7 protein-coding genes are annotated in these 13013 nt (G+C 61.1%); all 7 read left to right on the forward strand.

The window, feature by feature from the left end; genetic code table 11:
- Nucleotides 1–99 precede the first annotated feature (99 nt).
- The 7 genes from CPH89_RS03930 (at nucleotide 100) to pstB (ending at nucleotide 13013) form a co-directional block, all read left to right on the forward strand.
- Nucleotides 100–2058 carry a hybrid sensor histidine kinase/response regulator gene (locus CPH89_RS03930; protein WP_053258035.1) on the forward strand — a complete coding sequence of 653 codons (1959 nt, stop codon included), beginning with the start codon at nucleotides 100–102 and terminating at the stop codon, nucleotides 2056–2058.
- 303 nt (nucleotides 2059–2361) lie between these two features.
- The gene (locus tag CPH89_RS03935; protein WP_053257744.1) at nucleotides 2362–4077 is read left to right on the forward strand and encodes a ShlB/FhaC/HecB family hemolysin secretion/activation protein; all 1716 of its coding nucleotides are present in this window, start codon (nucleotides 2362–2364) and stop codon (nucleotides 4075–4077) included.
- A gap of 105 nt (nucleotides 4078–4182) precedes the next feature.
- Nucleotides 4183–9126 (forward strand): hemagglutinin repeat-containing protein, encoded by a 4944-nt coding sequence (locus CPH89_RS03940; protein WP_053257745.1) that lies wholly within the window; start codon nucleotides 4183–4185, stop codon nucleotides 9124–9126.
- Nucleotides 9127–9297: 171 nt separating this feature from the next.
- A complete protein-coding gene (pstS, locus tag CPH89_RS03945) occupies nucleotides 9298–10314 on the forward strand; it encodes a phosphate ABC transporter substrate-binding protein PstS (protein ID WP_078827231.1) in 1017 nt (338 codons plus the stop codon).
- A gap of 82 nt (nucleotides 10315–10396) precedes the next feature.
- Complete coding sequence (gene pstC / locus CPH89_RS03950) at nucleotides 10397–11365, forward strand: phosphate ABC transporter permease subunit PstC (protein WP_371850818.1); 969 nt, start codon at nucleotides 10397–10399, stop codon at nucleotides 11363–11365.
- The gene (gene pstA, locus CPH89_RS03955) at nucleotides 11362–12234 is read left to right on the forward strand and encodes a phosphate ABC transporter permease PstA (RefSeq protein WP_053257748.1); all 873 of its coding nucleotides are present in this window, start codon (nucleotides 11362–11364) and stop codon (nucleotides 12232–12234) included. The genes pstC and pstA overlap by 4 nt, the downstream gene beginning before the upstream one ends.
- Complete coding sequence (pstB, locus tag CPH89_RS03960; RefSeq protein WP_053257749.1) at nucleotides 12234–13013, forward strand: phosphate ABC transporter ATP-binding protein PstB; 780 nt, start codon at nucleotides 12234–12236, stop codon at nucleotides 13011–13013. Before pstA ends, pstB begins: the two co-directional genes overlap by 1 nt.

The raw sequence follows: 13013 nt of genomic DNA on the forward strand, positions 1-13013 counted from the left end.
CCATTCAACATATTCGGTCAGATCCAAATGAATAGCACCGTCGGGATGGGCCCCGAGACAAGTCACACGCCCGATCCCCTCACAGGCGGCGCAAGCGAGCTGGCCGCGACTGGCTTGGGTAGAAATGAAGCGTTCACTGAGCGCGTACTGGCCAGCATCAACGATTGCATCAAAGTCCTGGACCTCGACGCCCGTCTCACCTTCATGAGCGAAGGTGGTCAGAAAATCATGGAAGTCAGTGACTTCAACAGCATCCGCGGCTGCCCCTGGCCCGACTTCTGGCAGGAACAGGGAAACCTGGACGCCAAGGCCGCCGTGCAGGCCGCCCAAAACGGTGAAAGCGCGAGCTTTATCGGGCCTGCGCAAACCTTGGCCGGCAACCTGAAGTGGTGGCATGTGCAGGTCAGTCCGATCCTGGACGGTAATGGCCGACCGGAGCAAATCCTCTGCGTGTCCCGTGATATCACCGCCCTGCGTGAAGCCGAAGAGTCGCTGCGTAAACTCAATGAGTCGCTGGAGCAGCGGGTGGTGGAGCGTACCCGTGATCGTGACCGTATCTGGCGTCTGTCGCCGGACTTGATGCTGGTTGCTCAGCTCGACGGTGTGATCTCTGCCGTCAACCCGGCCTGGACACGCATGCTCGGCCATACCGAACACGACCTGGTGGGCAGTCAGTTGCTGGCCCTGGTGCACCCGGACGACCTGGCCGTCTCGTCATCGGCGGTCAGCCGCCTGGGGGATGGCAAGAACTTTCCCAACTTCAAGAATCGTTACCGCCACCAGGATGGCAGCTACCGCATGATCGCCTGGACCGCCGTGCCCGACAGCGACTACATCCACGCGGTGGGCCGTGATATCCAGGCCGAGGAAGAAGCCAAGGAAGCCTTGCGTTTGTCGGAAGACGCCCTGCGTCAATCGCAGAAACTGGAAGCGATTGGCCAACTCACCGGCGGCGTCGCACACGACTTCAATAACCTGCTGACAGTGATCAAGTCCTGTGCTGACTTGCTCAAAACGCCTTCGCTAAGCGAAGTACGGCGCATGAAATATGTGGAAGCCATCGCCAATACCGTGGACCGTGCCGCCCGTCTGACCGCGCAATTGCTGACATTCGCCCGCCGCCAGGCCCTGCGCCCGGAAGTCTTCAACGTTGGCGACAGCGTATTGCGGGTGGGCGAAATGATGGACAGCCTGACCGGTTCGCGCATCAAGGTCACCATCGAGGTGCCGCAGAAACCGTGCTTTATCAACGCCGACGAAAGCCAGTTCGATACCGCTCTGGTGAATATGGTGGTCAACGCACGGGATGCCATGGCCGGCACTGGCGACTTGGCGATCAAAGTGGCCACGGCCAACTGGCTGCCTTCAGTGCGGGCCCATCCAGTGCGCGTCGCCGACTACGTGACCATCGAATTAAGTGACACCGGTTCAGGCATTGCGCCGGAAAAGCTCGACGCCATTTTCGAACCGTTCTACACCACCAAGGGTATCGGCCAGGGCACCGGCCTGGGGTTGTCGCAGGTGTACGGTTTTGCCAAACAATCGGGCGGTGAAATCCTGGTGAAGAGCGAATGCGGCAAGGGCAGCCAGTTCGTTTTGTACTTGCCGGAAGTCGAAGCCGGTGTGACGACAGCCATCTCGGAACACCAAAGCGACCCGATTGCCTCCAACCTGTGCGTGCTGATGGTCGAAGACAACACCGATGTCGGTCTCTACACCTCGCAGACCCTGGAGCAAATGGGTTTTAAAGTGCTATGGGTGCCCGACGCCAGCAGTGCACTCGACGCCCTGGCGCCCAACCCGGAGAGCTTCCAGGTGGTGTTTTCCGACATCTCGATGCCAGGCATGAGCGGGCTGGAGTTGCTCGACGCGATCGAAGCCCTCTACCCGTGGCTGCCCGTGGTGCTGACCACCGGCTACAACGACGAATACGCGCGCATCGCCCAGGAAGAAGGGCAGCGCTTTGTGCTGATGCAAAAACCCTACTCCACCGAAGCGTTGGCAGTGCAACTGCACAAAGTCGTCAAGAGCCGCCTGAATCTGATTTCTCCAGGCTGACCCGCTTGTATAAACACGCCGATTAAACGGTTATTACGCAACAATCAGAAAACCCGCCCCCATCCGTTAATACGCAAACCCCCGCAAAAACAACCCTCAACAGGTGCCCACAGGGCACCTGCGCACCACCTTTGTGCATTTTTTTGCTGAATAACGCGGCATTCCTCACGTTTTACGTAATAAATCCTACAGCCGATGTAACAAACCGTTTATTGATGACTCAAGTGCGGCAAGCCCCCTCCCGAGTGCATGGCTTGGCTCGATGGGCATGAATCGTGTGGATTTCTACGTTAAGGATGTCGAGTGCCGAATCAGCCCTCAACCAAGCGTCTTTGTTGTATTCAGAAACTAGGCGCCGCCCTGCTCTGCCTGTGTGCGCTGCCGGCGGCCGGCGCCGAGGGGCCGCAGCTCGGTCAGGAAGCCCTGCGTTTGCAGCAACAGCAGCAGCGCGACTTGCAACAATTACAACTGGAGCAGCGCCAGCGGCAGCTACAAAGAGGCAGTTTCGGCGCGCAACCGGCGACGCCAACCGTGCCTGAGGGCGGCGGCCACGACGAACGCTGCTGGCTCTTGAGCGGTACACGCGTGGCCGGTGTGACCTTGTTCAGCAATGCTGAGCTGAGCACACACATCAAACCCTACGTGGCCGCCTGCATGGGCGTCACCCAGATCAACCGCCTGCTGGCCGAGATTACCCGCCTGTACGTTGAGGCCGGCTACATCGCCAGCCGTCCGTACCTGATCAGCACGCCGGCGGCTGGGCACCCGTTGGATATTCACGTCGAAGAAGGCTATGTCGAAGCCATCGAATTGACTGACCAGAGCCTGCCGGTGTCGTTACGCGGAGCGTTTCCCGGGATGCTCGGCAAGCCGCTGAACCTGCGCGACCTGGAGCAAGGCCTGGACCAGCTCAATCGCCTGCGCTCGGTGGACCTCACCGCCGACATCGCACCTGGCAGCAAACCTGGTGCGTCGCGAATCATCTTGCACTCGCGCAGCACGGCCTCGCGCTGGGGGTTGGGGCTTGGGGTGGACAACCTCGGCAGCGCCGGCACCGGCCGTGATCGCAATGCCATCAGCCTGAGCCTGGACAGCCCGTTGGAACTCAACGATTCGCTCAACCTGAGTTTCAGCGACACACTCAACCACGGCCCGCGCTACAGCCGCAGCAACAGCCTGTTTTATTCCATCCCTTACGGCTACTGGACCTACAGCCTGTTCGCCAGCCACGCCGAATACCGCTCGCCCTTCACGCTCAGCAGCGCGACGTTTTATAACAGCGGCCGCACCGATCAGGTCAGCGTGCGCACCGATCGGGTGTTATGGCGCGACCAAGGCCATCAACTCAGCGCCAACCTGCAACTGGCCTACAAGGACGTCGACAGCTACCTGCAAAAGGTTCGCCTGGGCATCCAGAGCCCAACGCTGACGGTGGCCGAGGCCGGCGTAAATCTGTTCTGGCTCAACAGTGCGGTGTGGAACCTCGACGTCAATTACGCCCAAGGCCTGACCTGGTTCGGCGCCGATCGCGATGCCGACCACGTACAGAAAAACCTGCCCCAGGCGCAATTCCACAAGTACCGCGCCAACCTGACTCAATGGCGCAACGGCCAATGGCTGGGGCAGCCGTGGCAGTGGCAGAGCCAGCTGTCGGCGCAATACAGCCCGGACACGCTGCCCGCCATCGAACAACTGCTCGGTACCGACGACTCAGCCGTGCGTGGCTATCGCGACAACAGCGCGTCGGGTGCGATCGGCGCGGTATGGCGCAACACCCTGCGCTTGCCGCTCAACAGCGACCTCGCGGTCAAGATCACGCCACGTCTGGGCCTGGACAACGGCTGGGTCAAGCGCGAACACGGTGCCCAAAGCCAACGCCTGAGCGCGGCCAGTGCCGGGCTCAACCTGAGCTGGAAGAACGTGCAGCTTGATGTCGATTACCAACACAACCTCAACACCCCCGCAGGTTTTGCCCAGGAGCCGGATGTATGGCTGACGCGCCTGAGCCTGCAACTATGAGCCGATATCTGTTTAGCCTGAAATAACCGCAATTCCTGACCACCACAGCAGCGTTGCAACGAACAACGCACGTCGCGGATCAGCCAACACAGAGCGAAACTATTTATGCCGACAGACACACATCCGTTTCACCTTTCACCTCAAGGCAAACTGCGCTGGGCCATCGCCAGCCTGTTTCTGCTGCCACAACTGGCGCTGGCCGCTGGGTTGACCGTGGTCGAAGGGCCCGGCGGTACACCGCAACTGCAAAACCAGGGTGGCGTGCCCATCATCAACATCGTCGCGCCGAATGCTGGCGGCCTGTCCCACAACCAGTTTCTGGACTACAACGTCGACCGCCAGGGCGTTGTGCTGAACAACGCCTTGCAGGCCGGTCAATCCCAGCTCGCCGGGCAGTTGGCAGCCAACCCGCAGTTCCAGGGCCAGGCGGCGAGCGTGATTCTTAACGAAGTGATCAGCCGCAACGCCTCAACCGTCAACGGCGCCCAGGAGATTTTTGGCCGGTCGGCCGACTATGTGCTGGCGAACCCTAACGGCATCTCTGTCAACGGCGGCAGTTTTATCAACACCCCGAATGCCAGCCTGGTGGTGGGCCGCCCTGAACTTAACGACGGCAAGCTGCAAGCCTTGAACACCCGCGATGCGCGCGGCCAACTCACGGTACAAGGCCAGGGCCTGCACAACCGCGAAGGTTCGATCAACCTGATCGCGCCGCGCATCGACAGCGACGGTCACCTGAGTGCGCGTGATCAATTGAACCTCACCGTCGGCCGCAACCAAGTCGACTACGCCAGCGGCCAGGTGCGCCAGGTAGACCCAGCCAGCAAAACCCAGGACCAGCGTATCGACGCCCGTCTGTTCGGGGCGATGCAGGCCGGGCGCATCAACATCATCAGCACCGCCGATGGCGCCGGCGTGCGCGTGGGTGCCGTAAACGTGCAGGGGCGTGACGGGGTCAAGATCAGTTCGGCCGGCGACCTCGATATCAGCGGCCAGGTCCACGCCAACAGCCTCGACGCGACCCGCGCCAGCGTGCACAGCCGCCAGGGCGATGTCGACGTGCACAGCGCCAAGGACCTGAGCTTCGCCGCCACCGACGTCAGCGGGCGCAACGTCAAACTCGACGCCGGCCGCAACCTGACGCTTGGCAGCCTGGAAAGCCGCAAGCTCCAGGAAAAACGTGAGCAATGGGACAACAGCAACTTCCTGTTTACCTACGAAACCTATGACCGCACCACCACTGACCAGGACGCGCGCCAGCACGGCAACAAGGTGTTCGCGCAACAGGACGCAGCACTGTCGTCCGGCGCCAAAACCGAGATCAAGGCCAGCAACGTGGAAGCCGGGGCCGGTCTGCACGTCAACAGCGGCGCCGACCTTCAGGTGCTCGCAGCCACCGAAACCCACGAAACCCGCGATCAGGGCAATCATCGCAAGCACCTGTGGAAAGCCAACTGGGACACCTCCAGCAGCGAACAGCGCAGCATCACCAGCAGCCTCAAGGCCGGCAAGACCCTGGAGCTGACCAGCCAGCAGAAACTGCACCTGCAGGGCGCCGAGCTGAAAACACCGGGTGACCTCCAACTGGCCGCCCGCCAAGTGGATATCAGCAGCGCCAGCCGCACTCAGCGCAGCAGTCATACGGCGTACTCCGGCGACCTGACAGGTGGCAGCTTCTTCGGCAAAAACGGCGATGGGGATAAAGGCAACACCTTGAATACCGGCAGCAAGGTCAACGCCGACGGCAAGCTGATCGTCCAGGCGGATGAGGTGCGCATCAGCGGCAGCCAGGCCCGTGGCGGCAAACAGGCCAGCGTGATCAGCGACAAAGGTTCGCTGGTGATCGACGGCGTACAAGACACGTCCCACGACAATAGCTACAGCAAGGACAGCAAATTCTTCGGCATCGCCAAGGATGAAAGCCGCCAGAACCTCAAGGACAGTACCGTGGTTGCCAGCAACCTGCGCTCGGACAGCAACCTCAAGCTGCAAAGCGCCAAGGACATCCACGTCAGCGGCTCACAGGTGTCCGCCACCGGTGAACTGCAGGCGGATGCCAAGGGTGATATCAAGGTCACTGCTGCTGAAAACACCTTCCACAACACCACCAGCACCCACACCCGAGGCTTCGAGGGCTACGCCAGGGAAACCGCCGATGGCACCCGCCAGTACCGCGCGGGCGTGAGCTACGAAGACCAGCAGCACACCAACAAGACCGACACCACGCAACAGCAGGCGTCCAGCCTCAGCGGCGGCAGCGTGGCCGTCACGGCCGGTGGCGACGTAAGCTTCAAGGGCTCCGACCTCAAGGCCACCGAGGGCGATGCGACCTTGAGCGGCAAAAACGTCGAACTGCTGTCGGCCCATGACAGCAGTCACAGCGACACTGACAAAACCACCACCGGCGGCGGCGTCTATTACACCGCAGGCCTTGACCGCGCTGGCAACGGCGCGCAGTTCAGCCACCAGAACAGTCACGACACCCGCAGTACCACCACCGCACAAACCAGCCACGTCGCGGCGGCCGGCAAACTGACCCTCAACGCCGGCAACACCCTCACCAGCCAGGGCGCGCAGGTCCAGGCGGGTGGCGAGTTACAGGTCAATGCGGGTCAGGTCGATGACCAGGCGACGCATAACAGCGAGACCAGCACCCACAAGGAGAATGGTTGGACCGCCGATGTCGGCGCCAATGTCGAATACAAAGGCGTCACCCGGCCAATCGAAAAAGCGCTCGAAGGCATGGCCCAAGCCAAATTCCATCAGCCAGGTTTGCTCGATGCCTTCGAGCAACCCAATGTCGGGTTGGATGTGGAGGTCGGTCATACCAAAAAAAGTCGCACACAGCAGGACAGCACGGCGGTGGTCAGCCAGTTCAGTGGTGCCACGGTGCAGGTCAATGTCGCTGGCACGTTGCAGGATGCAGGCAGTCAATACCGCGCCACCGATGGCGGCCTGAAGATCGCTGCCGGCGAGCATCTCGCCACGGCGGCGGCCAACACCCACAGCAGCAGCGAGCAAGGCGTGGACGCCAAGGCGGGCGTGCGGGTCTACACCAACACCGGTGAAGACCTCAACGTACGTGGCAGCGGCACGGGCGGCAGCAGCGACGTGCGCCAAACCGCCAGCACGGCGGTGGTCGGCAGTTACGCCGCCACCCAAGGCGTGAACTTCCAGGCCAAGGGCGATGCAGGTTATGAGGGCAGCCAGTTCAACGGTGGCCAGGCAGGCATCCACCTCAAGGCGGGGGGTGAGTTGGCGCTCAATCAGGCCAACGATACCCAGAGCGACACCCGCAGCAGTCTGCGCGGCAATGGTTCATTGACCGTGGGCACGGCGCCCGGCGCGAACGGCACAAACGTCAACCTCGGTGCCGGTGCACAGTTGGACCATAAGCAACTGGACACCCGCGACAGCCAGGCGCGTGTCGCGACGCTTCAGGGCAGCGGGCCCATCGCGCTCAGCAGCGGCGGCGACATGACCCTGCAAGGCACTCAGGTCGGTAGCCGCACCGCCAACACCGGCGATATCAGCCTGACTTCCGGCGGCAAGCTGGACCTGCAAGCGGCAACCGATACCCACGTCAGTAACGGCAGCAACCTGGGCGGCGGCCTGACCGTCGGTGCCGGCAAGACCAGCAGTGCCGAAAGCAGCGGCAAGACCGGCAGCCTGAGCGCCAACTTCAACATCGGCAAGGTCGCCGAAAACGATCAGGCCGCCGTCGTTGGGCAGTTGCACAGCAACGGCAAGGTCAGCCTCGCCAGCGGCGCGGATGCGAAGGATGCCATCCACTTGCAAGGCACACAGGTCACCGCTGCCAGCGTCAAACTCGACGCGCAACAAGGCGGCATCCTGCAAGAGTCGGCGCAGTCCACTCAGGCCCATGACAGCTGGGGCGTCACCCTCGGCGCGGGCGGCAGTGGCGGCAAGACCACCCTGGCCGATGCCGGGGAGCACGACACACCCATGACCCAACTTGGCATCAATGCCCGGGCCAAGGTCGACGTGGATCACCTGCAAAGCACTGCGCAGCGCGACAGCCTGATCAAGGCAGACAGCGTAACGCTCAACAGTGCCCGCGATACCCACCTGGCTGGCGCACGGATCGAAGCGGATCAGGTGAGCGGCAAGGTGGGCGGGGACTTGGTGGTTGAAAGTCGCCAGGACCACATCAGCAGCACCCAGGTCAACGTCGATGCCAAGCTCGACGTCGAGAAAAACCAGCCCGGCGTGGTCAACAAACTGGCCAAAACCACCGGCCCGCTCAAGGACAAGGTGCAAGCCAAGGCCGAGGGCGCCTTCGACAAGCACCGTGAAAAGCTCGAGAACGCTGTCGACAAGGGCACCGAACACCTCGCTTCGGCCAAGGAAAACCTGGCCAGCGCCAAGGAGCGCCTGGGCGAGAAACTCACCCGCAGCGCCAGCTATGAGGTGAACCCGGAGCCGCGTGGCGCCTTCGGTACCCGCGTCGACAAGGCCAGGACGTACCTCGCGGACAAGAAGGAGGCGTTGGGCACTCACCTGTCAAACCTCAAGGATAAGGTTTGGCCAAAAACCAGTGACAGCCTTGCCGTCAGCGGCAAGCACACCACCGGCAGCTCGGTGGCGGATACCGCAGAAAGCGCGCTGTTCGGTGACAAGAGCGGTAAAACCAGCTACACCCCGACCTTGAACCTGGATGTCAGCCGTGTCGCCAAAGACAGCGTTACTCAAGCGTCTGGCATCCAGGGTACGCAGGGCGTCAATCTGCAGGTGAGCGGTGCAACGCATCTGACCGGCGCACGGATCAGCGCGCAGGCGGGCACCGTCGAGCTGGGCGGTTCCGAGGTGAAGGCCACGACGTTGGCAGGCAGCGATTATCGCGTCGATGTCGGGCTGAACGTTTCAAAATCGCCGGTCAACCTGGTGCTGGGCGCCAAGGACGAATTAACCCAGAAACAGGACGACGCGACCCGTCAGGATCAAGCCTTCAACCTCGGGCCGCTGCGGGTAGGCGGGCACAGTGACAGCCAGCAATGGCAGGCGGGAATTGATCAGGAGATCAACTAAGCAGTAATGCCCCGGTGGAAACGAGTCAGTCGATTTCCACCGGGGCAATCATTTCTAAATGTTTCTTCATAAACCCAAACCGTCATTAAACCGACACATCTCAGGAATTAAATCGTCACGTCTTAGACAGGTGGACCTATCCACTTACCCCTTCCTTGAGGTGTTGTCGTGATGTTGCCGAGCAAAAAAAGTCTGTCCGTTTTGTTGACCGCCCTGTGCCTGAGCGGTGTGGCCCACGCCACTGACGTTACCGGTGCCGGTTCGAGCTTCGTCTACCCGGTGCTGTCCAAGTGGTCACAGGACTACAGTAAGAACTCCAGCAACCGCATCAACTACCAGTCCATCGGCTCCGGCGGCGGTATCGCCCAAATCAAGGCAGCCACCGTTGACTTCGGCGCCTCGGACGCGCCGCTGTCCGCCGATGAACTCAAAGCCGGCGGCCTGGGCCAGTTCCCCAGCGTAATTGGCGGCATCGTGCCGGTGATGAACGTCGAAGGTGTGGCCGCAGGTCAGTTGAAACTCGACGGTGATGTGCTGGCGAAGATCTTTCTCGGTGACATCAAGGCCTGGAACGACCCGGCAATCGCCGCGCTCAACCCCGGCTTGAACCTGCCGGTGGCGAACATCACCGTGGTGCACCGCTCCGACGGCTCGGGCACCTCGTACAACTTCACCAACTACCTGTCCAAAGTCAGCGATAGCTGGAAAACCAAGATCGGCTTCGGCACCACCGTGCCCTGGCCGGTCGGCGTGGGTGGCAAGGGTAACGAAGGGGTTTCTGCCTACGTGAAGCAGATCAAAAACTCCATTGGCTTTGTGGAATACGCCTACGCGTTGCAGAACAAGATGACGTACACCCAGTTGAAGAACGCTTCGGGGAAATTCGTCAAACCTGACGCCAAAGCGTTCCAGGCCGCCGCTGACACCGCCGACTGGGCCCACGCCAAAGACTTCAACCTGATCATGACCAACGCGCCAGGCGAAGGCGCATGGCCGATCACAGCCACCACCTGGATCATCATGTACAAGCAGCCCAAGAACGCGGAGCAAAGCCAGGCCGCCTTCAGCTTCTTCAAGTGGTCACTGGAAAAAGGTCAGCAACAGGCTGCGGCACTGGACTACGTAGCATTGCCGGACTCTCTGGTGACGCGAATCGAAGGTTACTGGAAGTCTGACTTCACCAACTGATTCGCCTTATGACCGCCTTCCTCATCGCTTGAGGAAGGCGGTGAGCACATCTGATATGAACGACAGCGTCCAAACCCTGGTTATGACAACTCACGCGGGCGACACACGCAGCGACAGCCGCGCGGCCCGCGATCAACGCCACGATCTGTGGTTCAAACGCACACTGTTCGGCGCAGCCATGTTGGTGCTACTGCTGCTGGCAGCCATTGCAGCCTCGACCCTTTGGGGCGGCGGGCTGGCGTTCAAGACCTTTGGTTTCGACTTCATCACCAGCACCGAGTGGGATGCGGTCAATAACCACTTTGGCGCCGTGGTGCCGATCTACGGCACCCTGGTGACCTCGTTTCTGGCCTTGCTGATTGCAGTCCCGGTCAGTTTCGGCATCGCGATTTTTCTCACCGAAGTCGCGCCGCCCTGGCTGAAGATGCCGGTCGCATCAGCGATTGAATTGCTCGCCGGTATTCCATCGATCATCTATGGCATGTGGGGCCTGTTCGTGTTCGGGCCGTTTATGGCCGAACACCTGTCGCCGTTGATCAATGACTACCTGGGCGCCCTGCCCTTGGTCGGCTCGCTGTTTCAGGGCCCGCCACTGGGGATTGGCATGCTGACCGCCGGCATCGTGCTGGCGGTGATGATCATGCCGTTCATCACGTCGGTGATGCATGAGGTGTTTCGCAGTGTGCCGACACAGTTGAAAGAATCCGCCTACGCCTTGGGCAGCACCACTTGGGAAGTGGTGTGGGACATCGTGTTGCCCTACACCCGTTCGGCGGTGGTCGGCGGCATCTTCCTCGGCTTGGGTCGTGCCCTCGGCGAGACCATGGCCGTGACCTTCGTACTGGGTAACGCCCAGCAGTTTTCCGCCTCACTGCTGATGCCCAGCAGCTCGATCGCGTCGGTCATCGCCAACGAGTTCAGCGAGGCCTACACCGATCTGCATCGCTCGGCGCTGATCGCCCTGGGCTTCCTGCTGTTTATCGTGACCTTCGTCGTGCTGGCGTTGGCGCGGCTGATGCTGATGCGCCTGTCGCGTAAGGAAGGGCTATGAACGCCAACGAACGCCTCTACCGAAAACGCGCGCTTAAAAACGGCGTAGCCCTGTGCCTCAGTTGCGGCGCTACGGCCTTTGGCCTGCTGTGGCTGGCATGGATATTAGTGACGACCATCGTCAATGGCTTCCAGGCGTTGAACCTGCGCCTGTTTACCCAGATGACCCCACCGCCCGGCACCGAAGGCGGCCTGGCCAATGCGTTTTATGGCAGCGCACTGATGTCCGCTATCGCATTGCTGATCGGCACCCCCATCGGGCTGATGGCGGGCATCTGGCTGGCAGAGTTCGCACGACACTCGCGCCTGGGTACTACCGTGCGGTTCATCAACGACATCCTGCTGTCCGCGCCATCCATTGTGCTGGGGCTGTTCATCTACACCGGCGTCATTCTGCCGCTGAACCTGCTGACCAATCACCAGGTCGGATTTTCTGCCATCGCGGGGGCATTGGCCTTGGCCCTGCTGGTAATCCCGGTGGTGGTACGCACCACCGATGAAATGCTCCAACTGCAACCCTCGACCATGCGCGAAGCGGCCCTGGCACTGGGTGTGCCGCAGTGGAAGCTGACACTGCAGATCGTGTTGAGGGCGGCCAAAGCCGGCGTGGTCACCGGCATCCTGCTCGCGCTGGCCAGGATTACCGGGGAAACGGCGCCGCTGCTGTTCACCGCCTTCGGCAATCAGTTCTGGAGCAGCAACCTGCTCAAGCCGATTGCCAGCGTGCCGGTGGTTATTTTCCAGTACGCCATGAGCCCGTTCGACGACTGGCATGCGCTCGCGTGGGCCGGTGCATTGGTGCTCACGCTGTTCGTGCTGGTACTCAGCCTGGCATCCCGCCTGATTCTTTTACGCAATAGGTCTCACTGATGGACGCCACCGGCATTGCTCACGAAAAAACCAAAATCCAGGTGCGCGGGTTGGAGTTTTTCTACAACAATCAACGTTCCCTGAAATCCATCGACATCGACATTCCGGAAAAGCGCATCACGGCCATCATCGGTCCCTCAGGCTGCGGCAAGTCCACCTTGCTGCGGGTGTTCAACCGCATCTACTCGATGTACCCCAAGCAAGAAGCGCGTGGCGAAGTGCTGCTCAATGGCGAAAACATTCTCGCCCCCGGCTATTCGATGAACCGCCTGCGCAGCCATGTGGGCATGGTGTTCCAGAAGCCCGTGCCGTTTCCGATGTCGATCTTCGACAACATCGCCTACGCGGTGCGTCACCATGAAAAATTGTCCCGGCGCGAAATGAATGACCGCGTCGAGCAAGCCTTGCGCGGCGGCGCCCTGTGGGATGAAGTGAAAGACAAACTCAACCAGAGCGCACAGAGCCTCTCGGGTGGCCAGCAACAGCGACTGTGCATCGCGCGCACGATTGCCCTGCGACCGCAGGTATTGCTGCTGGACGAACCGACCTCTGCACTCGACCCCATCTCGACCGGGCGTATCGAGCAGTTGATTACAGAGTTGAAGGCGCAATACACGGTGATTATCGTGACCCACAACATGCAGCAAGCCGCGCGGGTGTCGGACAACACCGCGTTCATGTTCATGGGGGAATTGATTGAGTATGGGAATACGGACGAGATCTTCACCAAGCCGCAGATGAAGCAAACGGAGGACTATATTACCGGGCGGTTTGGTTGA

The organism is Pseudomonas fluorescens (assembly GCF_900215245.1).
Taxonomy (GTDB): domain Bacteria; phylum Pseudomonadota; class Gammaproteobacteria; order Pseudomonadales; family Pseudomonadaceae; genus Aquipseudomonas; species Aquipseudomonas fluorescens.

What these genes read in the sequence shown, in the direction of transcription:
- CPH89_RS03940 (WP_053257745.1), top strand. Translation starts at nt 4,183, where the DNA reads ATGCCGACAGACACACATCCGTTTCACCTTTCACCTCAAGGCAAACTG.
- pstS (WP_078827231.1), top strand. Translation starts at nt 9,298, where the DNA reads ATGTTGCCGAGCAAAAAAAGTCTGTCCGTTTTGTTGACCGCCCTGTGC.
- pstC (WP_371850818.1), top strand. Translation starts at nt 10,397, where the DNA reads ATGACAACTCACGCGGGCGACACACGCAGCGACAGCCGCGCGGCCCGC.
- pstA (WP_053257748.1), top strand. Translation starts at nt 11,362, where the DNA reads ATGAACGCCAACGAACGCCTCTACCGAAAACGCGCGCTTAAAAACGGC.
- pstB (WP_053257749.1), top strand. Translation starts at nt 12,234, where the DNA reads ATGGACGCCACCGGCATTGCTCACGAAAAAACCAAAATCCAGGTGCGC.